Raw genomic sequence first — 24,619 nt, 5'->3', positions numbered from 1 at the left:
TCAGTTCGCCTCCTTCGTCGGCTGGGTCACCCGGTCGAGCATCAGTCCCAGGCACGCGATGGCCGTACCGGCCATCAGGCCCGTGGCCAGATCGCCCTGCGCGAGGCCGAACACGACCTCGTAGCCGAGCGCGCCACCGCCCACCAGGCCGCCGATGATGACGACGGACAGGACGAGGACGACCGCCTGGTTCACGGCCAGCAGCAGCTGCGGTCTCGCCAGCGGGAACTGCACCTGGCGGAGCTGCTGCCCGCCCGTCGCGCCCAGCGAGCGCGCGGACTCCATGGCCGACGGGTCCACCTGCCGCAGCCCCTGGTCGACGATGCGGACGACGGCGGGCAGCGCGTAGACGATCGCCGCCGCGGCGGCCGGGGCGCGGCCCACGCCGAAGAGGGCGACGACCGGGATGAGGTAGACGAACTGCGGCATGGTCTGGAAGACGTCCAGGACGGGCCGGAGCAGGCGCTCCACCCGGTCGCTGCGCGCCGCCGCGACGGCGATCAGCACGCCCAGGACCAGGGTGACGACGACTGCCGCGAGCACCTGGGAGAGGGTGTCCATGGCGGGCTCCCAGCGGCCCAGCACGCCGATCGCGGCCAGCGAGACCGTCGCGGTGAGGGCGGTGCGCCAGGTGCCGATCAGCCAGGCCAGGGCCGCGACGAGGGGGAGGGCACCCCACCAGGGGAGGGCCTGGAGGCCGCTGCGGAGGGGGTCCAGGATCCAGGCGGTGTAGTGGGCGGCGGCGTCGGCGGTGCCGCCGATTCCGGGGATTCCGCTGTAGAGGTGGTCGACCATCCAGTCCTTCGCCCGGTTCACCGGGCCGGCGATGGTGACGGTCCAGCCGTCGGGCCATGTCGTGCCGACGAGGCGGCCTGCGGTAACCACCACCGCGATGCTCGCCACCCACGTGGTCACCGTTCGGGTGCGGCCCGGTGGGCGGTTGTGCCCACCCGTTCCGCCCTGCGGAACGCCTGCCCACAACCGGCGCGGTGAAGCGACGCCCGCAGTCGAGCGGTCCAGGACTATCGCCAGCAGGACGATCGGGATGCCCGCTGTCAGGGCGCTGCCCACGTCGACCGTCGAGAGGGCTTGGTAGACGCGGTCGCCGAGGCCGTCCGCGCCGATCACCGAGGCGATGACGGCCATCGACAGGGCCATCATGATGCTCTGGTTGACGCCCAGGAGCAGTTCGCGGCGGGCCAGGGGCAGGCGGGCCGTCAGCAGGCGCTGGCGGGCGGTGGCGCCGAGGGAGTCGACGGCCTCCAGGACGCCCTTGTCCGTGCCGCGCAGGCCCAGCGCCGTGAGGCGGGCCATCGGGGGTGCCGCGTAGACGACGGTGGCCAGGACGGCCGGGGCCACGCCGATGCCGAAGACGAGCACGACCGGCAGGAGGTACGCGAAGGCGGGCAGGGCCTGCATCGTGTCCAGGACCGGGCGCAGGGCCCGGAACGTACGCTCCGAGAGACCGGCCGCCAGGCCCAGCAGCGCGCCCACGGCGACGGACGCCGCTACGGCCACGATCATCAGGGCCAGCGTGCGCATCGTGGGCACCCACATGCCCAGCAGTCCGCACACCGCGAACGAGGCCAGGGCCGTGACGCCCGCCCGTACGCCCGCCAGGCGCCAGGCCAGCAGTGCCGCGCCCGCCGTCACGCCCGCCCAGCCGAGGGCGAGCAGGACCACGTAGACGGCCCGTACCGAGACGACGATCGCGTTGCTGATGTGGCCGAAGAAGTACAGGAACAGCCAGTGGCTGTCGCGGTTGTCGATGATCCAGTCGTTGACCCGGCCGAGCGGGCCGGCGAGGTCGACGGTCAGCGCGTGCGGCCAGGCCCCGCTGCCCCAGCGGGCGGCGGCGAACGGTGCCACGGCCGCGGTGACGGCCGCGAGCAGGAGTAGTTTGCGGGCCGCGGGGTGATGCCACAGCGTGTGGGGGGTGGTGGTCCCGCCCTGGGCGGACGGGACCGTGGTGGTGCCGGCAGTGCTCATGCCGCGGTCTTCTCCTCGAAACCCCCTGCGATGACGGAAGGTGCCCTGTCCAGACCCGCCACGACTCCGAGCAGGCTCGTGGAGTCGACGACGCCCAGGCAGCGGCCCGCGTCGACGACCCGGGCGGAGTGGCCCGTACGGGCCACCGCCTCGATGGCGTCGGCGACGGTCGTGGCCGGGGACAGCGCCGGGCCGGTCGCGGCCTCGCCCGCGTCATGGGCGGGGCGCATGGCGCGGCGGACGGTGAGGACCTGCTCGCGCGGCACGTCCCGGACGAAGTCGCGGACGTAGTCGTCGGCCGGCGAGCCGACGATCTCCTCGGGGGTGCCGCACTGGACGACGCGGCCGCCGCGCATCAGCGCGATGCGGTCGCCGACGCGCAGCGCCTCGCTGAGGTCGTGGGTGATGAAGACCATCGTGCGGCCCTCGTCGCGGTTGAGGCGGACGACCTCTTCCTGCATGTCGCGGCGGATCAGCGGGTCCAGGGCGCTGAACGGCTCGTCGAACAGCAGTACTTCGGGGTCGGCGGCCAGGGCGCGGGCCAGGCCGACGCGCTGCTGCTGGCCGCCGGAGAGCTGGCCGGGGCGGCGGTCCTCCATGCCCGCGAGGCCGACCTTGGTCACCATCTCGGCGGCCTTGGCGCGGCGTTCGGCCTTGCCCATGCCCTGGATCTCCAGGCCGTAGGCGACGTTGTCGAGGACCGTGCGGTGCGGGAGCAGGCCGAAGTGCTGGAAGACCATGGCGGCCCGGTGCCGGCGCAGATCGCGCAGGGCGCCCTTGTCCATGCCGCCCACATCCTCGCCGTCGATGGCGATGGTGCCGGCGGTGGGTTCGATGAGGCGGGTGAGGCAGCGGACGAGCGTGGACTTGCCGGAGCCGGACAGGCCCATGACCACGAAGCACTCGCCGGGGCGGACGTCGAAGGAGACGTCGCGGACGGCGACCGTGCAGCCCGTCCGCTCACGCAGGGCGTCCGTCGACAGGTCGGCCAGCGGGCCGCCGGGCACGCGCTCGGCCTTCGGCCCGAAGACCTTCCACAGGTTGCGGACGGAGAAGACGGGCTTCTCGTCCTCCTGGCGTATGTCTCCCGTACTGTCGCCGGGGGCGGCCGTGGCGTTCATCGGGCCACCTCCTCGTCCGGGCCCTGAGCGAGCAGGGCGGCGCACTTCTCCCCCACCATCAGCACTCCGATCATCGGGTTGACGGCCGTCATCGTCGGGAAGACCGACGCGTCCGCGATACGGATGCCCTCGAGGCCACGGATGCGCAACTCCGGGTCCACGACGGCCTGCTCGTCCGTCGGCGCGCCCATGCGGCAGGTGCCCGCCGGGTGGTAGACGGTGTGCGCGACCTTGCGCGCGTACTCGCTGAGCTCCTCGTCCGAGGTGAGCTCCGGGCCCGGGCAGACCTCGCGCTTGAGCCAGCCCGCCAGCGGCTCGGTCTTCGCTATCTCACGGGCGACGCGGATGCCGTCGACGAGCGTACGGGCGTCGTAGTCGTCCTCGTCCGTGAAGTAGCGGAAGTCCAGGGCGGGTTTGACGGACGGGTCGGCGCTGGTGAGGTAGAGGCGGCCGCGGCTGCGCGGCTTGGGGATGTTGGGGGTCATCGACACGCCGTGCTCGGGCTTCTCGTAGCCGAGGCGCTCGGGGTTGTCGGTGAAGGGGATCTGGTAGAAGTGGAACATCAGGTCCGGGCCGTTCGAGGCCGGGTCCCGGCGGATGAACAGGCCCGCGTCGGAGTCCATCGCGGAGTTCTCGGGGATGGGCCCGTCCGTCTCCCAGACGATGACCGACTCGGGGTGGTCGAGGAGGTTCTCACCGACGCCCGGCAGGTCGTGGACGACGGGGATGCCGAGCTCCTCCAGGTCGCCCTTGGGGCCGATGCCGGAGTGGAGCAGCAGCCGGGGCGTGTCCACGGCGCCCGCGCAGACCAGCACCTCGCGGGCCGCCTCGACGAACAGCTCCTCGCCGTCCTTGGTGCGGACGTGGACGCCGCGCGCCCGGCCGGCCTCGATCTCCAGCCGGTGCGCCCAGGTCTCCAGCATCAGATGGAGGTTGGGGCGGTCGAGGAAGGGGTGGAGGTAGGCCACCGAGGCGCTGGAGCGCTTGTTGTTCTCGGGGTGGTAGGCGAGGTCGAAGAAGCCGACGCCCTCGTGGAAGGGCTTCTTGTTGAAGCCCTCGACGCGCGGGACGTCCGTGGCGCGCCGGGCGGCCTCGACGAAGTCGCGGGCGATGGCGTTCCGGTCCTTCTCGTCCACCGCGACGATGTTGTTGCGGAGCCGGGCGAAGTACGGGTCCATGGACTTCGCGTCCCAGCCCACGGCGCCGGCCTCGGCCCACTCGTCCCAGTCGCCGGGCAGCGGCTTGAAGGAGATCAGGGTGTTGTGGGAGGAGCAGCCGCCCAGCACCCGGGCGCGGCTGTGGCGGATGTGGGAGTTGCCGCGCGGCTGTTCGACGGTCGGGTAGTCGTAGTCCAGGTCCCCGCCGAGCAGGCCGAGCCAGCGGCGCAGGGTCAGGACGTCCTCGCGGTCGATGTCGGTGGGGCCGCCCTCGATGACGGCGACGGTGACGCCGGGGTCCTCGGTGAGCCGGGAGGCGATGACGGAGCCGGCGGTTCCGCCGCCGATGACGACGTAGTCGTAGACAGGCATGGTGGGGGTGAACTCCTTGTGCGGCAGGAAGGATTCAGCAGGAGCGGGCGAGGAGCGCACTCAACCAGCGAACCAGCGCACGGGCCTCGGGGCCAGGTTCTGGTAGACGTGCTTGCTCTCGCGGTACTCGGCGAGCCCGGCGGGGCCCAGCTCACGGCCGGTGCCCGACTTGCCGAAGCCGCCCCACTCCGCCTGCGGCAGGTAGGGGTGGTAGTCGTTGATCCAGACCGTGCCGTGCCGCAGCCGGCCGGCCACCCGGCGGGCCCGGCCCGCGTCCTTGGTCCAGACGGCGCCCGCGAGCCCGTACTCGGTGTCGTTGGCCAGCGCCACGGCCTCGTCCTCGGTGTGGAAGGTCTCGACGGTGAGGATCGGCCCGAAGGTCTCCTCCCGGACGACCGTCATGTCGCCGTGGCAGAGGTCCAGGATGGTGGGCTCGTAGAAGTAGCCCTCCGCAGGGCGGGTCTCCGACGGCTCGGGGCGCTTGCCGCCGCAGCGCAGGGCCGCCCCCTCGGCGAGCGCGGAGGCGACGTACGCCTCGACCTTGGCGAGCTGCTGCGCGGAGACGAGCGGGCCGCACTCGACGTCCTTCTCGGTGCCCCGGCCGAGCCTGATCCGCTCGGCGCGGCGGGCGAGTTCGGCGACGAAGCGGTCGCGCACCGATTCCTCGACGATGAGCCGGGAGCCCGCCGAGCAGACCTGGCCGCTGTGGATGAAGGCGGCGTTGAGGGCCTGGTCGACGGCGGTGTCGAAGTCCTCGTCGGTGGCGCAGGCGTCGGCGAAGACGACGTTGGGGTTCTTGCCGCCGAGTTCGAGGGCGACCTTCTTGACGGCCGGGGCGGCGGCGCGGGCCACCTTGGCGCCGCTGGCGAGGCCACCGGTGAAGGAGACCAGGTCCACGTGCGGGTGCTCGGCCAGCCGGGCGCCCACCTGGGCACCGGCGCCGGTGACGAGGTTGGCCACGCCGTCGGGCAGCCCGGCCTCGGCGAGGAGCCGCACCAGGTGCACGGTCGACAGCGGGGTGATCTCGCTGGGCTTGACGACGAAGGTGTTGCCCGCGGCCAGCGCCGGGGCGATCTTCCAACTCGCCTGGAGCAGCGGATAGTTCCAGGGCGTGATCAGCGCGCAGACGCCCACCGGCTCGTGCACGACGACGCTGTGGACGTCGTCCGAGCCCGCGTCGACCACACGGCCGACGCCCTCGTTGACGACCAGGTCCGCGAAGTAGCGGAAGGCGGCGGTGACATCGTCGACGTCGACACGCCCCTCCTCCAGCGTCTTGCCGGTGTCGCGGCTCTCGACGAGCGCGAGGCTCTCGCGGTCGCGCTGGAGCAGATCGGCCACGCGCCGCAGCAGCGCGGCCCGTTCGGCGACCGGAGTGCGCGGCCAGTCGCCCTGGCCGCCGCGGAAGGCGCGGCGCGCGGCGGCCACGGCCGCGTCGGCGTCGGCCGCGTCCCCCTCGGCCACGACCGCGAGGACGGTGGCGTCGGCCGGGTCGAGCACCTCCCGCTGCGCGCCGGACGCGGCGGCACGCCACTCCCCGTCGACGTGGATGGTCTCGGCTGACGCCATGTCTTCTCTGCCTTCCGGTGACGAACGATCCCGTGCGTCCCGGCCCTGTCCTCGACGAGGCCCAGGGCCGGCAACGGGTCGCGCCTAACCAGAAGGAACGAACCTATGCCCCTCCTTTCACAAAGAGTGACGCGCATCACTCAGCGTCGCGGGGTGGGATGTTGACCGGACGGCGTCATCCGGCGCAGTAGCCCGTGGGGCAGAACGAGCCCACCAATGACCGCATGACCAGGCCCTGAGTGGCCTCGGTGCCCACGGGACCGCCCACCAGCAGGGCGTACTGCTTGCCGTCGGGAGCGGTGTAGGCGTGGATCACCACGTGCCGGTACGTTCCGTCGCTCAGCGTGTACGTGTACTCGTACTCCGCGGGGTTGCCCGCCCCGGCGACCGCGCCCAGCCTGGCCTTCCGGTAGTTCTTGTACGTGGAGACGTACGTCTCCGTCTCCCGCAGCGAGTCGTACGGCGTCGCCCTCGGCGGGTCGAGCGTGAACACCTGGATCAGGCTCCGCCCGTCCGCCGTCCTGTAGAAGACGCTGCCCCGGTCCGTGCTGCGCGACCAGCCCGCCGGTACGTCCAGCCGGAAGCCGGCCGGGTCCGTGGTCCGCACGAATCCGGACGCGGCACCGGTGGTGGCGCCGGTCGCGGCGCCGCCGTATGTGCCGTAGGTGGTGGCGGTGGGGTAGGGATTGTAGGTGTGGGGGTTGGTGTATCCCCCGGAGAGACCGGAGGTCGTCCCGTACGTCGTGCCGTACGTCGTCCCGTAGGACGAGCCGTACGACGAGCCGTAGTTCGTGCCCGACGTCGAGCCGTAGGTGCCCGTCGGGCCGGGGGACGGCCAGGCGGAGGCGGTGGGTACGGGCCCGTCGCCCCCTCCCCCGCCGTCGTCCCGGACGAGCGCCCAGATGCCGACGCCGAGTCCGGCCGCCAGCACCACCCCGGCCACGACGCCCGCGAGGATCGAGGCGTGGGAGGGGCCCGTGGGCAACTCCTCGTACGGCTCCGGGGCACCGAGGATCACTTCGGGCTCGTCCGTGTCGTCGCCGGTCCCGGCTCTCGGCGGTTCCGGCGGCGGCCGCCATCCGGGTGGCGGTTCGTCCACCCACTTCTGCGCGTCCGCGTCCCAGTAGCTCATGCGCCTCGCCGCCTCACGCCACTAACCGGCTGATCGACTCGACGACGGCGGCCAGCGACGCCAGCCCGCCGACGGCCGTGGCGCCGCTGGTCAGCAGCGTCCGCAGCCGCGTCAGCCGGCTGCGCCGGCACTGACCGGTCAGCCCGGCCTCCGCCTGGAGCTCCGCGAGCTCCCCGTCGACCTCGTCCAGCCCGTCGCCCGGGGTGCGGATGCAGTGGGACAGCTCCATCCTCATCTCCCGGACGGCCAGGAGCAGTTCGGGCGTCAAGGTCAGCAACTGCCGTGAGGCGTCGACCGCCCGCGCCTCCCTGCCCTGGGCCAGCGCGCCGCCCGACATCGAGCCGACGGCCATGCCGCCCCGGCCGGGGGCCGGCGGCGGGGGCGTCGCGGCCGCCGTCGCGGGGCGCTCGCCCACCCGCTCGGAGCGGTCCTCGGCCCGGGCGCCGTCGCCCTGGGCCACGGCGCCGCCGCTCAGCGAGCCGATGGAGATGCCGCCGCCGCTCGGGGTGCTCTCGCGGCGGTGTTCGTCGTCCTCTTCCTCGTGGTGCCGGTCGTTCCCGTGCCGGTCGTCCGTCATCGTCCCCCGCTTCCTGTGAGGTGTTTGGCCTCGGCGCCCGCGCCCTGGGCCACGGCGCCGCCGCTCATCTGGCCGATGTAGATCGCGCCCTCGCTGATCTGCACGATCTGCTGCTCGAAACGGTCCGTCTCATAGCCCTGGGAGCGCAGCGCCTCCCGGACCCCGCTCGCGATGCGGTCCTGGACCGTCTTCACATAGCGGCTGACGTCCATCTCCTGGAACAGCGAGATCTCCTTCGCCGACGCCAGCTCCCGCACCGAGTGGGCCGGGCCGTCCGGCGCCGAGCGCCGGGGGTCGGCGAGCCAGGTGCGGAAGCCCGACACGCCGGAGCGGACCGTGGAGACCGCCGACGCGAAGCCCGCGGCGGGAGCGGTCAGCAGCGCCCGCAGCCCGTCGCGCAGCATGTCCTCCTCGCCCCGGCTCGCGATCACGTCGACCGCGCGGAACTCCGCCCGGATCGGGGTCAGCACGTGCGGGACGACCTCCAGGACCAGCATCCCGCCCTGGGTGTGCACCCTGACCAGCACCGACACCACGACCTGCTCGTCCCACGCGCCGACGCGCACGCGCAGGAAGTAGCGGCGGGCCTCGCCGCCCTCGTTGACGGCCTCGGCCAGGTGCATCCGCACCGTGCGCTCGTCGTAGGACACCATGGGCCGCTGCGGCCCGACCGGGAGATAGACGAACTCGTCGATCTCCAGATCCTTCAGCCGGTCCCGGCTGGTCGCGGCGGCCGCCTGCCGCAGGGCCTCCAGCCGGGGCCGGATGAGCTCCACGACCGTACGGCCGGTGAAGGGGGCACCGGCCGCACCGCCGGCCACGCCATGGGACGCGCCACTGGACGCGCCGCCGGCCACGCCATCGGTCACTCCATTGGTCGCGCCATTGGCGGTGGCGTGCGACGCCGACGGCGGCTCCTTGCCGCGCTTGAGCTCCAGGGCGAAGGACCAGGGCTCATAGGGGACGCCCATGCCGATGAACGGCCGGGACGGGTCGTAGATCGTCAGCCCCGCGTACTGCTCCCGGTCGATGGACCGGGCGATACGGCGGTGGTAGGCCGAGTCGGGAAGGGGCCGGTCCTCCTCGGCGAAGGCCTTCCGGCTCAGCTGTTCGCGCATCACGGCCGCCACCCGCGCCCGGTGCATCCACACCGGCACCACGAGCAGCAGCGGGAAGATGATGCCCGCCCAGTTGCCCGCGCCCTGCGAAAGCGCCCACAGGGCGAACAGCCAGTAGGCGAGGGTGATGAGGGGCAGGCCCGGTAGCAGGGCGCGCAGGGCGCGCTGGGCGCCGCTGCCCTGGAGGGCCTCGCGGAGGGTGCGCCGGTCGACGACGTAGACGGCCGAGCCCCGCCCGGCGGCGGCGTGCGCGCCCCAGTGGAGCAGGCAGACCACGGCGTACGAGAAGGACCAGAGGCCCGCGAACGGGGTGCCGTCCGCGCCCTCGGGAGCGGAGGCGAAGTCGACGGCGATGAAGCCCACCCAGAGGGCGAGCAGGAGCAGGGCGGTCAGGGTGTCCTGGCCGCGGGCGCGCAGCGCGTGGGTGAGCACCGGCACCACATCGACCCCCAGGGACGGGGCGATGGGTCTTTCCTCATGTTCCACCAGCTCTTCGATGACACGGCGGCGGAACTCGATGTCGAGGTAGGTCCCCGCGCAGAGTAACCGGGTGGCCTCTGACGGGGACCCTTGGACGGAATGGCTCATTTCGGTCCCCCGATCCGTCGAACTCGTCTTCGAGGTAGCCGAGTTGACGTATTTTCGGAAGAACCCAGAATAAGCCAACGGGCCCGCCACCGACCCCCCTTGGAGGTGGATGGCGGGCCCGAAATCGTCGGGCACGGGTGTACGTCAGCACACCCGTACGGCGACGGTGGGTCCGGCTCGGCTCAGATCAGGCCGAGGGCGCGCACGGCGTCGCGCTCCTCCGCGAGCTCCTTGACGGAGGCGTCGATGCGGGCGCGGGAGAAGTCGTTGATCTCCAGGCCCTGGACGATCTCGTACTTGCCGTCCTTCACGGTGACCGGGAAGGAGGAGATGAGGCCCTCGGGAACACCGTAGGAGCCGTCCGACGGGATGCCCATGGAGGCCCAGTCACCGGCGGCGGTGCCGTTGACCCAGGTGTGGACGTGGTCGATGGCGGCGTTGGCGGCCGAGGCGGCGGAGGACGCGCCACGGGCCTCGATGATCGCGGCGCCGCGCTTGGCGACGGTCGGGATGAAGGTGTCCGCGAGCCACTGCTCGTCGTTCACGACCTCGGCGGCGTTCTTGCCGGCGATCTCGGCGTGGAAGATGTCCGGGTACTGGGTGGCGGAGTGGTTGCCCCAGATCGTCAGCTTCTTGATCTCGGAGACGGCCACACCGGTCTTCTTCGCCAGCTGCGAGATCGCGCGGTTGTGGTCCAGACGGGTCATCGCGGTGAAGCGCTCGGCCGGGACGTCCGGGGCGGCGGCCTGGGCGATCAGGGCGTTGGTGTTGGCCGGGTTGCCGACGACAAGGACCTTGATGTCGTCCGCGGCGTGGTCGTTGATGGCCTTGCCCTGCGGCTTGAAGATGCCGCCGTTGGCCTCGAGCAGGTCGCCGCGCTCCATGCCCTTGGTACGGGGGCGGGCGCCGACGAGCAGCGCGACGTTGGCGCCGTCGAACGCGACGTTCGGGTCATCGGTGATCTCGATGCCGCGCAGCAGCGGGAAGGCGCAGTCGTCGAGCTCCATGGCGGTGCCCTCGGCGGCCTTCAGGCCCTGCGGGATCTCCAGCAGACGCAGCTTGACCGGCACGTCCGCGCCGAGGAGGTGACCGGAGGCGATGCGGAAGAGCAGCGCGTAGCCGATCTGACCGGCGGCGCCGGTAATGGTGACATTGACGGGAGTGCGGGTCATGGCGATCTCCTGCGGCGAGCTCTGGTGGGTGTCCCTGCCCAAGGTGTGCGGATCTCTCTCGGTATCAAGAGATCCGGCGCCAGGCTATCCGACCGGACTCCTCTCGGGCCCCAGACCCGGTGTGGGACGCCTCACCGTCCCTGTTTGTGGGCAATCGTTCCGCAGGGCTGGGGGCACCTCCCAGCGGTAGCTGGGGGAGGGTGGGCACAAACCACCCACCGGGCCGCACCTCCCCCACGGGCCCGGCCCGCACCGGGCCCCGCCGGTCCGGCCCCGCCGGTAAGGCACCGCCGGACCACGCCGTCGTGGCCGAGCACCGCCGCGGCGGGAGGGAGCCCCGGTCCCGCCCTTTCACCGTTTCCCGGGGGCTCCGCCCCCGGCCCCCCCGGGGAACGGGGTCAACCCTCCGGTGCGCGTTCCGCCGTGCGCGGTGTCGTGCAGCCCTTGCGGCCGGAGACGAGGGCCGCGCAGGCCGACGCCTGGGCCGAGTCGGAGACGGGGATCATGCGGGTGTGCCCGTCGGCGCCCTTGTCGACGCGGCCGCTCTCGGTGACGGCCCGGGTGCCGGTGCCGCTTATGCGGAGGGTGTCGCCCGGCGCGGCCTGGGTGATCCGGGCCCACGCGGCGCCACAGGCCTTGCTGTACCGAACCTCAAGGAACGACGCCCCCACCGTCGCGGAACCCGCTGTCGTGGCGTGCGCGCCGCCGCAGCCCATCGTCTCGGGGTCCTTGCCCGCGCAGGCGGCGCCCGTGCACTTCACCCCGTCGGGCATGCTCGACGGGCTGCCCGCGCTCGGCGTGGCGATCGCGCCCCGGGCCGCCTGCCCCTCGTCCGAGCCCGTGCCGAGCAGCAGCACGCCCGCCGCGACGACGAGGAGGGCCCCCACCGCGCCGACGGCGAACAGCACCGCGTTACGGCGCGTGGAGGCGGGTGCCTTCGCGGGCGCCTTCGCGGGTGCATTGGCGGGTGCCTTGGCCGCCTTCGGCCTCTTCGGTTCCTTCGACCCCTTCGGCTTCCGGACCGGAATGGCCATCTCCCGTACGTCCCGCGCCCCCGGATCGCGCGGCAGCCCGGAATCCGGCATCGGCGGCATCGCGGGCGGCACGGCCGACGGCATCGCGCCCTCGTCACCCTCGTCGCGCACCGCCGTGCGGACCTCCCCGGCGGGGGCCGCCGAAGGCTCGGCCTGCTTCTTCGCCCGCCCCGCCTTCGCCGTCGGCGGCGGCGGCGGCCCGAACTCCCCCAGCGCCGCCTTCGCCTCCGCGACGCGGATCGCCTCCATCGTCACGTCGTGCCGCAGCTCGGAGCGGCTCCACGCCCGTTCGGCCAGCTCCCACAGCGTGCCCAGATGGCCGACATCGGTGCCCGTGACCTCGGCCAGCGCCTCGGCCGCCCCGCGCGGGGGCAGCAGCCGGCCGTTGAGATAGCGCTCCCAGGACGTCTTGCTGTAGCCGGTGCGGTCCGCCACGGCGGCGATGCCGAGCCCGCTGCGCTCGACGAGTCTGCGCAATTGTTCGGCGAACTCGCGCACCTGCGGGTCGAGTTCCTCCGGTAGCGCCCTCCAGCGAGGCATTGCCCTCCCCTGTCCCCCGGTACGTAAGCGTCTGTCCCCGTGCCACTCGCGCCGATGTCCGCCCCTTCTCGGCCCCGCCGCGCCCGCGGCCCCGCTCTCGGCTACCCACGGGGATGCCCGAAACCAGCATGTCAGTTCCCAAAGGGGCGGCGCACGGTGGCACTTGGGGTTGATCAAGGCCATGGGGCGCACGCCCCTGGGGCACGGCCGCCCGCCGCGCGGTGACCATACAGTGACATGCCCGGGCAGTTTGATACGAAAAGGGGACCCGGTACCGGAACGGTCACGCCCATGCCACAGCGGCCCGGCGGACCTTGATCCGGATTGTCGCGGTCATGATCCTCTTGGGTGAGCGGCGGGCGGTCCTCCCACGGGGGTGGAGGACCGGCCGCCGGCTCTCCTCCACCCGTCTTCTACCCACATGTCGCCTGTCACACGCGGCATCACCCACCCGGAGCGGGAGATTGCGGAACAAAGCACTCCGGGCTGCCGCCCGCAGGCAGTACGCAGGCCTGCGCCTTGGCCGGGTCCTTGGTGGCCGTCATGGCGGTCGACAGATAGACCTCCGTGTCCCGCTGGCTCGCCGCCTTGAGCTCCTTGGCGTCGGTGCCGGGCAGCGAGAGCACGACACGGTCGCCGAGTCGCAGGCGCATGGACCGCACCCACACGGCCCCGCACTTCTCGCTGTAGCGGATCTCGACCCGCTGGCCGCCGACCGCCCGGCGCTGGAGCAGGGTGACGAGCATGCCCTGGGCGCCGCAGCCCATCTCCGTGGGGTCCGCGCCCTCGCACTCCGCGCCCCGGCAGCCGGGTTCGTAGGACTGCGGATAGGAGGACGCCGCGAGGGGGTCGGGGTCCCGTCCGCCGGCCCCGGACCCGCCGCTCGTCAGGATCAGGGAGAGCACCACACCCGTCACGACGAGGACGGCGACACCGGCCGACAGCAGCACGCGCCGGGTGAAGGACGGCTTCCGCACCGGCTTCCGCACCGGCTGCTCCTCCGCCACTGCGGGCGGGGGCGCCTGCGACGCGGCCTCCCCGGCGGCCGCCCGTCCGCTCCACGACTGCTCGGCGAGCTCCCACAGCGCCAGCAGCCGGTCCGCGGGCTCGCCCGCCAGCCCGCACAGCGCCTCGACCGCCTGCCGGGGCGGCAGCTTCTTGCCGTTGAGATAGCGCTCCCAGGACGACTTGCTGTACGGGGTCCGCCCGCCGAGCGCGGCCAGGCTCAGGCCCGTACGGTCCTTCAGCTCCCGCAGTCCGGCGGCCAGCCGGCCGCACTCCGCGGGGACGAGCCGTTCCCCGCTCACCGGCGCAGCTCCTGCCAGGTGTCGGGGCCGACGATGCCGTCGACGACCAGGCCGCGGGCCTTCTGGAAGGCCTTGGCGGCGTTCTTGCTCCTCTCCCCGTAGGAGCCGTCGGAGATCCCGGGGTCGAAGCCGTGGTGCCGCAGCAGGCACTGGGCCTCCAGGACCTCCCAGCCCGTGCTCTTGAGGTCCATGAGCGTGGTCCGGGTCGCGCTGTAGCCGGCGCGCAGGTCGCCGTCGTGCCGCTGGACGTCGCAGGGGCGCGAGCGGCCCTGGACGAAGACGAACGGGGCCTGGGTGTTGCCACTGGCGGCGTGGTCGTGGCCCGCGGCCGTCCTGTCGTCCTGCCACGGGCGGGTGACCAGCAGGACGGCGGCCAGCGCGACCGTCAGGGCGACGACGGCCGCGACGAGCACGACGGTCGTCGTACGGCGCGCTCTTGAACGCGCCCCGGAACGCGCGCCGTCCCCGGTGGGGGGCGTCGTGGGCCCGCCGGGCGCCAGGAGGCCCTCGGCGGGCGACCCGGCCGCCGCTACTTCCTCTTCCGTCTCCGCCGCCTCGTCCGTCCACGCCTCCTCCGCGACCTCGTGCAGCACCAGCAGCCTCGTCGTGTCCGCGCCGCACACCCGGGCCAGCTCCTCGACCGCGTCACGCGGCGGGAGTTGCTTGCCGTTGAGATAACGCTCCCAGGAGGAACTGCTGTACGAGGTCTTGGCCGCCAGCGCGGCCAGGCTCAGCCCACTGCGGTCCTTGAGCCTTCTGAGCTGTACGACGAACTGCCGCACCCGCTGATCCAGCGAGGCGGGTAATTCCTTCCAACGCGACATGTTCCACCCCATACGCGCCACAAAGAGTCCCCCGAGGCGGTGAGCCGCCTCCTGCCGCACATCATGGCGAGGCGAACGCGCCAATTCCCGTAACCGGGGCCGGGAGCCGTGCTTTCCGGCCAGCCCGGCCGTCCCTCCCCCGTCCCACCACGACCTCGTGGGACCCGGCGTCCTCGCAGGTGGGGCCGTGGGACGTCCCACGGTGGCCCAATTCCCGGCGATCCTTTGGCAGGAGGGGATGTGGCGCATCACAGTCATTCCTGCAAGCCGGGGGGCGGCACGGTCCACCCCGTGCCGCCCCCACCGCTCACCGACGGGGAGGAACCCGGATCATGAACGTACGCAGGAGTGTTGCCGTGTCCGCCGCGACCCTCATGCTGGGCGGCGGTCTCGCCCTCGCGACCCCGGCCGCGAACGCGGCGCCGGCCACCGCGGGCGCCGGCACCACGGCGCAGGCCCAGGAGCACTGGCGGAATCTGTGGAACGCCGACATATCCAGCGACTACCTCGGCACCCACGGCAAGAAGTGGGTCTCCGGGCTCACCTCGGTGCCCTCGGGGGCGAACATGGCCCGCGGCGTCTTCACCTGCTGGGGCGGCGGCGAGGCCAGTCTGACCGTGAAGGTCGTGGGAGGCGGTTCCTATACCAAGACGCACCGCTGCAACGGCGTCAAGCACTACGCGACCGTCGCCGCCAAGCCCGGCCAGGCCTTCAACCTGACCCTCAAGGGCAGCAAGAACACCCATGTCGAGGCGTGGGTGAACGGCTGACCTGACGACCGGTACCGGTCGTGAGAACCCGGTGGTCCGTCCTCCCACGGGGGAGAGGACGGGCCACCGTCATGTCCGCCCGCGCGGCTACGTCCGTCGCGCGGCTACGCCGCCAACCGCTTTCGCAGGTTCTCGTCCAGCGCCGCCAGGAACTGTTCGGTCGTCAGCCACGGCTGACCGGGTCCGATCAGCTGGGCCAGGTCCTTGGTCATCTGGCCGCCCTCCACGGTCTCGACGCAGACCTTCTCCAGCGTCTCCGCGAACCGGACGACCTCCGGTGTGCCGTCCAGCCTGCCGCGGTGGGCCAGGGCCCGGGTCCAGGCGAAGATCGAGGCGATGGGGTTGGTGGACGTGGCCTTGCCCGCCTGGTGCTGCCGGTAGTGACGGGTGACCGTGCCGTGCGCGGCCTCGGCCTCGACCGTCCGGCCGTCGGGGGACATCAGCACCGACGTCATCAGCCCCAGCGAGCCGAACCCCTGCGCGACGACGTCCGACTGGACGTCGCCGTCGTAGTTCTTGCACGCCCAGACGTAGCCGCCCTCCCACTTGAGCACCGAGGCGACCATGTCGTCGATCAGCCGGTGCTCGTAGGTCAGGCCCGCCGCCTCGAAGCCCTCCCGGTACTCGGCGTCGAAGACCGCCTGGAAGATGTCCTTGAAGCGGCCGTCGTACTTCTTGAGGATCGTGTTCTTGGTGGACATGTACACCGGGTAGCCGCGGTCGAGGCCGTAGCGGAACGAGGCGCGGGCGAAGTCGCGGATCGAGTCGTCCAGGTTGTACATGGACAGCGCGACGCCGGCGCCCGGGAACTCGTAGACCTCCAGCTCGACGGGCTCGGAGCCGTCCTTGGGGGTGAAGGTCATGGTGAGCGTGCCCGCGCCGGGGACCTTGAGGTCCGTCGCGCGGTACTGGTCGCCGAAGGCGTGACGGCCGACGACGATGGGCTTGGTCCAGCCGGGCACCAGCCGCGGCACATTGCTCATGATGATCGGCTCGCGGAAGATCACTCCGCCGAGGATGTTGCGGATGGTGCCGTTGGGCGAGCGGTACATCGCCTTGAGGTTGAACTCCTCGACGCGGGCCTCGTCCGGGGTGATGGTCGCGCACTTCACCCCGACGCCGTGTTCCTTGATGGCGTGGGCGGCGGCGACCGTCACCTGGTCGCCCGTGGCGTCGCGGTTCTCGATGCCCAGGTCGTAGTACTTCAGCTCGACGTCGAGGTAGGGCAGGATCAGTTTTTCCTTGATGAACTGCCAGATGATGCGGGTCATCTCGTCGCCGTCGAGCTCGACGACGGGGTTGGCGACCTTGATCTTGGACATGATCCGGAACACCCCTTCTGACGATGTTCGTGGGGCCGGCGCACCGGGCGGCCCCACGTCACGCACCTTGCCCTACTGCACGGTGAAGTGCAGCACGTCCTCCAGCAACGGGATCTTCAGCCACGCGTGCGGCTGGGCCATCAGGGCGAGCAGCACGATCGCCAGGCCCAGCCCGCCGTACAGGAAGAGGTCGGTGAACCGGGAGCGCACGGCGAGCATGCCCACGGACGGCAGGGTCCAGCGCAGCACCGCGCCGCCGATCAGCGCCAGCCCGATGATCAGCGCACCGACCCGGAAGGCGTCGAAGGCCACGATCAGCAGGCCCAGGCCCGTGGCCCCCAGGACCGCCAGCAGCGGCCACTGCCGGGCCGGCGCCGGGGCGCGCCCGGGCGCGGCACGCCCGCCGCCCTCGGGGCGCGCGGTGTCCCGGGTGACCTGCGGGGGACGACGGGTGGGTCCGTGCGCGTGCGCGTGCGCCTTGCCGGCGGGCTCGGCGGACGGCTTGCCCGGCGACTTGCCGGCCTCACCATTCACCTTGCCGGCCTCACCGTTCACCTTGCCGGGCTTTTCGCTCGCTTTGCCGGGACCGGCGGCCTTCGCCGACCCGCCGGCCCTTCCCGGGCCGACGGGCTTTCCGGACCCGCCGGAGCCATTGGCCCCACCGGCCTGCGCCGACCCGTCCGAACCCGCCGACCGACCGGAGCCGGCCGCCTTGCCGGCTCCGTCGGGGCCGGCCGGGCCACCGGGCCCGTCGGCGTCCCGCCGGGAGCCGTTCGCGCCCGGACCGCCGGGCTCAGCCCTCATCGCCGGTTCCGTCGCGCCGCGAGGCATCCCGCTCGGCGGCCTCCACCACGTTGGCCAGCAGCAGGGCGCGGGTCATCGGGCCGACGCCGCCGGGGTTCGGGGAGATCCAGGCCGCGACCTCGCGCACGCCCGGGTGGACATCGCCGACGATCTTGCCGTTCTCGTCGCGGCTGACGCCGACGTCGAGGACCGCCGCGCCCGGCTTGACGTCCTCGGGCTTGATCAGGTGCGGCACGCCCGCCGCGGCCACGACGATGTCGGCCCGCTTCAGATGGGCCGCCAGGTCCCGGGTGCCGGTGTGGCACTGCGTGACCGTGGCGTTCTCGGAGCGGCGGGTCAGCAGCAGCGGCATCGGGCGGCCGATGGTCACACCGCGCCCGACCACGACCACCTCGGCACCGTTGATCTCCACACCGTGCCGGCGCAGCAGGGTGATGATGCCGTTGGGGGTGCAGGGCAGCGGGGCGGGCTCGTTGAGGACGAGGTGGCCGAGGTTGGTCGGGTGGAGGCCGTCGGCGTCCTTGGCCGGGTCCATCAGGCCGAGGACGCGGTTCTCGTCGATGCCCCTGGGCAGCGGCAGCTGGACGATGTAGCCGGTGCAGGCCGGGTCCTCGTTGAGCTCCCGGACGACCGCCTCGATCTCCTCCTGGGTGGCGGTCGCGGGGAGCTCGCGCTGGATGGAGGCGATGCCGACCTCGGCGCAGTCGCGGTGCTTGCCGGCCACGTACTTCTGGCTGCCCGGGTCCTCCCCGACCAGGATCGTGCCCAGGCCGGGGGTGATGCCCCGGGCCTTCAGCGCCTGCACACGGGTGGAGAGTTCTGACTTGATCGCGGCCGCGGTGGCCTTGCCATCGAGAATCTGGGCGGTCATGGTGCACATCCTCGCGGATCGGGTGGGGTTGGTTCCACTCAGGTCGGAGGTCGTCCGCGCGACGCCGCGCGGTACGACCGTATGTCTACGATTGCGCCGCCGTGGCCCGGGCCACGGCCGTCCCGTACGAACCCAGCCACCGCTCGAAGGACACGTCCAGGTGACCCACCCGAACCCGCCCTACCCGCCGCCCGTGCCGGGCTACGGCCCGCCGCAGCAGCCGGGACAGCCGTATCCGCAGCACCCGCCGTTCCCCCAGCAGCCCGGGGCCTACGGGGCTCCCGGGGCCTACGGCTACGGCGGCTATCCGCAGGACCCGTACGCCATGCAGCAGCGCCCGCCGCTGGCGGGCTGGGGGGCGCGCGTGGGCGCGACGCTGCTGGACAGCCTGATCCTGGGGATTCCCACGCTGCTCCTGATCGCGGCCGGCGCCGGCATGTGGATCACCGGATACGAGGACTGCTCCACGTACGCGGCGAGCCAGGGCTACTGCAAGCAGTCGACCGGCCTGACGACCGGCGGTCTGGTCGTGATGGGGCTCGGCTTCGTCCTCAGCGTCTTCCTCGGCTTCTGGTCCCTCTACCGCCAGGGCAAGACCGGCCAGACGCCGGGCAAGAAGGCCGTGGGCATCAGCGTCCTGCGCGAACGCGACGGCATGCCCACCGGCTTCGGCATGGCGTTCGTCCGCAACCTGTGCCACATCGTCGACGGTTTCTTCTACCTCGGCTATCTCTGGCCTCTGTGGGACGAGAAGAAGCAGACGTTCGCCGACAAGATCGTCGGCACGGTGGTCGTACGGGTCCGCTGAGGCGTTCCCGGAAGGCCGCGCTCCGCTGCCGGGGGCGCGGCCTTCTTCGTTCTCGGGGCTCAGTGTTCTCAGGGCTCAGTGGAAGAAGTGACGCGTACCCGTGAAGTACATCGTCACGCCCGCCGCCTTCGCGGCCTCCACCACCTGCTCGTCGCGGACCGAACCGCCCGGCTGGGCCACTGCCTTGATCCCGGCGGCGGTCAGCACCTCCAGCCCGTCCGGGAACGGGAAGAACGCGTCGGACGCGGCGTACGAGCCCCGGGCGCGCTCCTCGCCCGCCCGCTGGACGGCCAGCTTCGCGGAGTCCACGCGGTTGACCTGGCCCATGCCGACGCCGACGGTCGCACCGTCCTTGGCCAGCAGGATCGCGTTGGACTTCACCGCGCGGCAGGCCTTCCACGCGAAGGCCAGCTCGGCCAGCTCCGCCTCGGAGAGCGCCTCGCCCGTGGCGAGCGTCCAGTTGGCCGGGTCGTCGCCCTCGGCCTGGAGGCGGTCCTTGGCCTGGACCAGCAGACCGCCCTCGATGGGCCGGGACTCGCCGTGCGCCACGGGCGCGTCGGCGCAGCGCAGCACCCGGATGTTCTTCTTGCGGGCCAGGACCTCGACGGCGCCGTCCTCGTAGCCGGGCGCGACGAGGACCTCGGTGAAGATCTCCGCGACCTGCTCGGCCATCGCCACCGACACCGGCCGGTTGACGGCGATGACGCCGCCGAAGGCGGACAGCGGGTCGCAGGCGTGGGCCTTGCGGTGGGCCTCGGCGACGTCCGAACCGGTCGCGATGCCGCACGGGTTGGCGTGCTTGATGATCGCGACGCAGGGGTCGGCGTGGTCGTAGGCGGCGCGGCGGGCGGCGTCGGTGTCGACGAAGTTGTTGTACGACATCTCCTTGCCGTGCAGCTGCTCCGCGTTCGCGAGCCCCGTGCCCGTGGGGTCGAGGTAGAGCGCGGCGGGCTGGTGCGGGTTCTCGCCGTAGCGCAGCACCTGCTTGCGGGCGTAGGAGATCCCGATGAAGTCCGGCCACGGGCTCTCGTCCGCGCCGTAGCCCTCCGCGAACCAGTTCGCCACGGCCACGTCGTAGGCGGCCGTGTGCTGGAACGCCTCGGCGGCCAGCCGCTTGCGGGCGGCGAGGTCGAAACCGCCGTCGCCGACGGCCTTGAGCACGTCGTCGTAGCGGCCGGGGTTGACGATCACCGCGACGGAGGGGTGGTTCTTGGCGGCGGCGCGGACCATCGAGGGGCCGCCGATGTCGATCTGCTCGACGCACTCGTCGGGCGAGGCGCCCGAGGCGACGGTCTCCCGGAACGGGTAGAGGTTGACGATCACCAGCTCGAAGGGGCTGACGCCCAGCTCGTCGAGCTGCGCGCGGTGCGCCTCCAGGCGCTGGTCGGCGAGGATGCCGGCGTGGACGCGGGGGTGGAGGGTCTTCACCCGGCCGTCCAGGCACTCGGGGAAGCCGGTGAGCTCCTCGACCTTGGTGACGGGGACGCCGGCGGCGGCGATCCGGCCGGCCGTGGAACCGGTGGAGACCAGCTCGACGCCCGCGTCGTGCAGCCCCCGGGCCAGCTCCTCCAGCCCGGTCTTGTCGTAGACGCTGACCAGTGCCCGGCGGATGGGCCGCTTCATGGCCCCGGCTCCGGCGGTCACAGCTTCGGCGGTCGTACCTTCGGCGGTCACGGGATCCTTACCTTTCGTCCCTCTATGCGGTAGCCGTCGCGGGCCAGACGCCCCACGACATCGACGAGCAGCGAACGCTCGACTTCCTTGATCCGCTCATGCAGCGCGGACTCGTCGTCCTCGTCCCGGATCTCCACCACGCCCTGGGCGATGATCGGGCCGGTGTCGACGCCTTCGTCGACGAGGTGGACGGTGCACCCGGTGACCTTCACGCCGTACGCGAGCGCGTCGCGCACCCCGTGGGCACCGGGAAAGCTGGGGAGGAGGGCGGGGTGGGTATTGACGATCCGCCCGCCGAACCGGGCGAGGAACGCCCGCCCCACGATCTTCATAAAGCCGGCGGTGACGACGAGGTCCGGCTCGTACGCGGCCGTCGCCTCCGTCAGCGCCTCGTCCCACGCATCACGGGTGGCGTGGTCCTTCACCCGGCACACATACGTCGGCAGCCCGGCGCGCTCGGCGCGCTCCAGGCCCGCGATGCCGTCCCGGTCGGCGCCCACGGCCACGACGCGGACGCCGTAGCCGTCGGGGTCGGCGGCGATGGCGTCCAGCAGGGCCTGAAGGTTCGTACCGGAACCGGAGACGAGCACGACGACACGGGCGGGGCGGGCGGGGGCGGCCACGGTGGGGCCCTTTCTCGCGGGTGATGCGGTTTGTATGGTCGTACGAGTCGGAGGGGTCACCGATTACGGGGGACTCTACGAAGCCGCCGACCGCCAGCAACGATACCGGCACACCGAACCGCCCCCACGGGACGGGGGCGGGCACGGGAGGTAGCGTCGGGACCGGACCGGACGGCGGCACGGGAAACGGCACGGGAAAAAGAGCGTGTCACCGTAGGCTCGAAGGTGCAGGACGACCACACCAGGGGAAGACACACTCCACATGCCGGACCGACGCCGTCACGCGGTTCACCGCCTCCCGCGCCTCGCGCTGCGCGAGAGCCAGCCGCAGCCGTCCCCCACCGGGGAGGAGCAGGACAACCCCTTCGCCGCGCCACCCGAGGGCCGTCCGGACCGCCCGTGGCAGCCGCGCACGCCCGCGACGGGCAACCCGGGCGGTTCCGGCCACTCCGGTGACGGCGACGACGAGAACGGCCAGGAGCAGCAGCCTGGTGAGGAACGTCCGGCCTGGGGCAGCCAGTGGAGCAGCCGGCAGCCGGGCCGCCAGGGCGGCGGCTTCGGCAGTGGTCAGGGCCCCTCGGGCGGTCCCGGCGGCCCGGGCGGCCTGCGCTGGGACCCCACGGACCCGGCCCAGCGGCGCGCCCGCTACGCCCTGCTCGCGGGCATGTGGGGGTTCTTCTTCGCCCTCTTCAGCATTCCGCAGGTGGCCCTGCTGCTCGGTGCCCTCTCCGTCTACTGGGGCATCAGCTCCCTGCGGGCCAAGCCCAAGCCCCGCGACCCGGACACCCCGGCCCCGCCGCCCGCCCCCGGCGGCTTCCGCCCCCAGACGACGGCGGCGGTCAGCGGCCTGGTCACGGGCGGGCTCGCGCTGGCCATCGTGGCGGCGACGTTCGCTTTCCACATCGCCTACCGCGACTACTACACGTGCGTCGACGACGCGCTCACCCAGACGTCGCGCGCGGCCTGCGAGAACCATCTGCCGAAGCAGTTCCGGCCGCTGCTGGGCACGCAGGACTGAGCGCCGGGCGCCTCCTTCCCGCCGCAGCGGCGGTGCCGTGGCCCCCTCGCGCCCCCCCCCGGGGGGGCGGGGCTCCAGGGGGCGGCAGCCCCCTGGGAAACGGTGAAAGGGCGGGACCGGGGCCTACTCCCCCTTCCCCTCCCGCGGCTCGAAGTCCGGCATCAGCCCGCCCCCCGAATCCTTGAGCGCCGCCCACCGGTGCCGCCGCGCCGACGGCTCGTGCCAGTCCGACGCGGCGGCTCCGCGCCGCCGTCCTCGCTTGCCCCGCATCCTGTGCCGCCCCCGGGGCTCGGGCTCCTCCGTCTCCTCCGTGGCCCGCAGATGCCGCGTCGGCGTCAGCGGCAACGTCTCCGGCTCGTACACGACCGGTTCCGGCTCGGGCACGGCCTTCGGGCTCCCGGGCGGACGGAAGCCGAACCACGCCACCATCGCCGCCCACGGCGACCGCGAGGACACCGGACCGGGGCCGATGTCCGAGCCGGACTCGGACTCGGAGTCTGACCCGGGCTCGGACTCTGACCCGGGCTCAGGCTCAGGCTCGGCTCCCGGGCCGGATCCCGACGGCTCCGGCCCGGCTTCCGTCTCGCGGACCCGCTCCGGGGGATCCACCCCCGGCTCCGCCGCCGCACCCGGCGCCCCCACCGCCACCGCCAGCCCCAGCGCGTACCCGACCCGTCGCCACCCCGTCAGCGTCTCCTCCCCGCCCTCTTGGCCACCCTCCGCCCGCGCACCCCGCGCGGAAGGCACCGCCCCCCGCCGCCATCGCACCACCAGCGCCCCCGGCAGGCCGATCGCCGCCGTCCAGGCCGCCGCCGCGCCCCCGGTGCGCCAGCACGGCGGGCCGAAGCCGGCGAGCGCGTCGTTGCCGATCGCGCCCGACGACGCGTACGCCAGCACTGTCATCAACACCCCGCACAGCAACGCGCCCAGTACCGCTGTCGCGGCGGCCTCCCCATAGCCCACACGCCGGGCGCGCCTCGGCACGGCGGTGTGCGCGACCGCGATGCCCGCGCCGGCCGCGAGCGCCGCCGCGCCCGCCAGGACGAGCGGGCTCGCCGCGCCGGGCTCGGGCAGCGCCGCGAGCAGGGGGAAACGCGGCAGCCTGGGGCGGTCCGGCACGGCACTCAGCGGGGCGACCAGGCTGCCCGCGCCCACCGTGAAGCCGGGCCCGAGCCCGTACGCCACCGCCCAGACCATCGCGTTGGGCAGCAGCGCCGCACTGAGCAGCGCCAGCGCCACCCGTCCGGACCAGCGCGGTGCCAGCTGGACGGCGGCGTCCTGGGCCGTTCCGGCGTGCATGATCAGCGAGGCGGCGACCAGCAGCAGGCCGCCGCCGAGGAGGACGGCCACGGCCGTCGCCCCGGTGCGGGCGATCGCGTTCAGCCGGGCCCGGGTGAACCACCGTCGCAGCCGTGTGGGCAGCACCCGCCGGACGAAGTGCGGCGCCGGGAAGCCCGGCCGCCCGTCGGCCGTCCACACCCCGGCGGCGATGAACACCGCCGCGACGAGCGGCAACTGGAAGAGCGTGCTCAGCAGTGCGGGCCGCACCGGGCTGGACCAGGCGTAGACGACTGCCGCCAGGGCCACCAGGAGGTAGCCGCCGAGCATGGCGGTGAAGGCCGGGCGGGGCGCGGGGCCGGGGGTGTCCGGGGGCGCGTCCTCGGGGGGCTCGAGGGCGTGACAGGCGGCGCGGTAGAGCAGAGTGCAGGGCACGAGCGCGCACAGCAGCGGGGTCAGCGCGATCGGCGCGGGCGGCCCGGCCAGTGTCTCGGTCCGCACAAGACCGGCGCCGTGCGCGAGCAGCCACAGGTCGGCGGCGACGCGCAGCGCGCCCGCGGGGCCGCTGTCGGGGTACGGGGAGGTGATCCACATCGCCAGGACGGCCATGGCGAAGGCCCCGAGCCCCAGCCCGGCGGCGAGCACCCCGCCGATGAACGCCGTGCTCGCCGACCCGGGCAGCGCCGGCGCCCAGGGCACCGGGCCCGCCTCCGCGGGCCGGTACTCCGTCGTCGGCGACGGGCCGTGACCGGCGTATTCACTCACAGGGCCATGCTGCCAAGAACGCGCCTTTCGGGCGGGTAGCTGGCTTTTAACCGTCGTGTCGCTTGTATGGCAACGAATACGGTTATGAACCTTTTAGTCCAACCAGGTGCGGCAGCGGCCCCGTACAGGCGTGGCACCCGTATACGGGCGTGGGCCCGCACCCCCTGCCGGGATGCGGGCCCACGC

20 protein-coding genes are annotated in these 24,619 nt (G+C 72.9%); 3 read left to right on the top strand and 17 right to left on the bottom strand.

All coding sequences use genetic code 11. The annotated features are described in order from the left end of the window. From ACFYZR_RS05120 to ACFYZR_RS05070, 11 genes are all read right to left on the bottom strand, one after another. Nucleotides 1–1,989 carry an ABC transporter permease gene (locus ACFYZR_RS05120; protein WP_391905187.1) on the bottom strand — a complete coding sequence of 663 codons (1,989 nt, stop codon included), beginning with the start codon at nucleotides 1,987–1,989 and terminating at the stop codon, nucleotides 1–3. Continuing rightward, complete coding sequence (locus tag ACFYZR_RS05115) at nucleotides 1,986–3,110, bottom strand: glycine betaine/L-proline ABC transporter ATP-binding protein (protein WP_391905184.1); 1,125 nt, start codon at nucleotides 3,108–3,110, stop codon at nucleotides 1,986–1,988. The genes ACFYZR_RS05120 and ACFYZR_RS05115 overlap by 4 nt, the downstream gene beginning before the upstream one ends. Then, nucleotides 3,107–4,639, bottom strand: coding sequence for a GMC family oxidoreductase (locus ACFYZR_RS05110; protein WP_391905182.1), 1,533 nt, complete (start codon nucleotides 4,637–4,639; stop codon nucleotides 3,107–3,109). Before ACFYZR_RS05110 ends, ACFYZR_RS05115 begins: the two co-directional genes overlap by 4 nt. A 60-nt stretch (nucleotides 4,640–4,699) precedes the next feature. Further along, nucleotides 4,700–6,208 carry an aldehyde dehydrogenase family protein gene (locus tag ACFYZR_RS05105; RefSeq protein ID WP_391905180.1) on the bottom strand — a complete coding sequence of 503 codons (1,509 nt, stop codon included), beginning with the start codon at nucleotides 6,206–6,208 and terminating at the stop codon, nucleotides 4,700–4,702. A gap of 175 nt (nucleotides 6,209–6,383) precedes the next feature. Further along, entirely contained in the window at nucleotides 6,384–7,340 is a 957-nt protein-coding gene (locus tag ACFYZR_RS05100) for a hypothetical protein (protein ID WP_391905177.1), read from the bottom strand. Nucleotides 7,341–7,353: 13 nt separating this feature from the next. Next, complete coding sequence (locus ACFYZR_RS05095; RefSeq protein ID WP_391905174.1) at nucleotides 7,354–7,917, bottom strand: hypothetical protein; 564 nt, start codon at nucleotides 7,915–7,917, stop codon at nucleotides 7,354–7,356. Next, nucleotides 7,914–9,623: a hypothetical protein gene (locus ACFYZR_RS05090; protein ID WP_391905171.1), complete on the bottom strand. Its 1,710-nt coding sequence runs from the start codon at nucleotides 9,621–9,623 to the stop codon at nucleotides 7,914–7,916. The genes ACFYZR_RS05095 and ACFYZR_RS05090 overlap by 4 nt, the downstream gene beginning before the upstream one ends. Before the next feature lie 182 nt (nucleotides 9,624–9,805). Further along, entirely contained in the window at nucleotides 9,806–10,795 is a 990-nt protein-coding gene (locus tag ACFYZR_RS05085) for a malate dehydrogenase (protein ID WP_391905169.1), read from the bottom strand. 398 nt (nucleotides 10,796–11,193) lie between these two features. Continuing rightward, the gene (locus tag ACFYZR_RS05080; protein ID WP_391905166.1) at nucleotides 11,194–12,369 is read right to left on the bottom strand and encodes a helix-turn-helix domain-containing protein; all 1,176 of its coding nucleotides are present in this window, start codon (nucleotides 12,367–12,369) and stop codon (nucleotides 11,194–11,196) included. Nucleotides 12,370–12,812: 443 nt separating this feature from the next. Then, nucleotides 12,813–13,676, bottom strand: a complete 864-nt coding sequence (locus tag ACFYZR_RS05075) for a helix-turn-helix domain-containing protein (RefSeq protein ID WP_391905163.1) — start codon at nucleotides 13,674–13,676, stop codon at nucleotides 12,813–12,815. After that, a complete protein-coding gene (locus tag ACFYZR_RS05070; RefSeq protein ID WP_391905160.1) occupies nucleotides 13,673–14,500 on the bottom strand; it encodes a helix-turn-helix domain-containing protein in 828 nt (275 codons plus the stop codon). Before ACFYZR_RS05070 ends, ACFYZR_RS05075 begins: the two co-directional genes overlap by 4 nt. Before the next feature lie 356 nt (nucleotides 14,501–14,856). On the opposite strand from ACFYZR_RS05070, the gene ACFYZR_RS05065 reads away from it, so the two are divergent. Next, complete coding sequence (locus ACFYZR_RS05065; protein WP_391905157.1) at nucleotides 14,857–15,270, top strand: hypothetical protein; 414 nt, start codon at nucleotides 14,857–14,859, stop codon at nucleotides 15,268–15,270. 104 nt (nucleotides 15,271–15,374) lie between these two features. Here ACFYZR_RS05065 and ACFYZR_RS05060 read toward each other — a convergent pair whose 3' ends face one another. The 3 genes from ACFYZR_RS05060 to ACFYZR_RS05050 all read right to left on the bottom strand — a co-directional run bounded on the left by ACFYZR_RS05060 (nucleotide 15,375) and on the right by ACFYZR_RS05050 (nucleotide 18,267). Beyond that, complete coding sequence (locus ACFYZR_RS05060; RefSeq protein WP_391905155.1) at nucleotides 15,375–16,592, bottom strand: NADP-dependent isocitrate dehydrogenase; 1,218 nt, start codon at nucleotides 16,590–16,592, stop codon at nucleotides 15,375–15,377. Nucleotides 16,593–16,664: 72 nt separating this feature from the next. Further along, nucleotides 16,665–17,396: a DUF3017 domain-containing protein gene (locus ACFYZR_RS05055; protein ID WP_391905152.1), complete on the bottom strand. Its 732-nt coding sequence runs from the start codon at nucleotides 17,394–17,396 to the stop codon at nucleotides 16,665–16,667. Next, on the bottom strand, nucleotides 17,386–18,267 hold the full coding sequence (locus ACFYZR_RS05050) for a bifunctional methylenetetrahydrofolate dehydrogenase/methenyltetrahydrofolate cyclohydrolase (RefSeq protein WP_391905149.1): 882 nt from the start codon (nucleotides 18,265–18,267) through the stop codon (nucleotides 17,386–17,388). Before ACFYZR_RS05050 ends, ACFYZR_RS05055 begins: the two co-directional genes overlap by 11 nt. Before the next feature lie 160 nt (nucleotides 18,268–18,427). On the opposite strand from ACFYZR_RS05050, the gene ACFYZR_RS05045 reads away from it, so the two are divergent. Beyond that, nucleotides 18,428–19,075, top strand: coding sequence for an RDD family protein (locus ACFYZR_RS05045; protein ID WP_391905146.1), 648 nt, complete (start codon nucleotides 18,428–18,430; stop codon nucleotides 19,073–19,075). Nucleotides 19,076–19,150: 75 nt separating this feature from the next. Here the strand turns inward: ACFYZR_RS05045 and purH are convergent, their stop codons facing one another. Beyond that, nucleotides 19,151–20,698, bottom strand: a complete 1,548-nt coding sequence (purH, locus tag ACFYZR_RS05040; RefSeq protein ID WP_391906017.1) for a bifunctional phosphoribosylaminoimidazolecarboxamide formyltransferase/IMP cyclohydrolase — start codon at nucleotides 20,696–20,698, stop codon at nucleotides 19,151–19,153. Between the two features lie 47 nt (nucleotides 20,699–20,745). Continuing rightward, a complete protein-coding gene (purN, locus tag ACFYZR_RS05035; protein ID WP_391905143.1) occupies nucleotides 20,746–21,372 on the bottom strand; it encodes a phosphoribosylglycinamide formyltransferase in 627 nt (208 codons plus the stop codon). A 262-nt stretch (nucleotides 21,373–21,634) separates the two neighbouring features. Here purN and ACFYZR_RS05030 point away from each other — a divergent pair, with 262 nt between their 5' ends. After that, nucleotides 21,635–22,390, top strand: coding sequence for a hypothetical protein (locus tag ACFYZR_RS05030; RefSeq protein WP_391905141.1), 756 nt, complete (start codon nucleotides 21,635–21,637; stop codon nucleotides 22,388–22,390). A 123-nt stretch (nucleotides 22,391–22,513) separates the two neighbouring features. Here the strand turns inward: ACFYZR_RS05030 and ACFYZR_RS05025 are convergent, their stop codons facing one another. Then, nucleotides 22,514–24,433, bottom strand: coding sequence for a DUF6350 family protein (locus tag ACFYZR_RS05025; protein WP_391905138.1), 1,920 nt, complete (start codon nucleotides 24,431–24,433; stop codon nucleotides 22,514–22,516). Between the last annotated feature and the right edge of the window lie 186 nt (nucleotides 24,434–24,619).

This window comes from Streptomyces sp. NPDC001678, assembly GCF_042892945.1.
In the GTDB taxonomy this organism is placed as follows: domain Bacteria; phylum Actinomycetota; class Actinomycetes; order Streptomycetales; family Streptomycetaceae; genus Streptomyces.
This window is presented reverse-complemented; position numbering and strand designations above follow the sequence as displayed.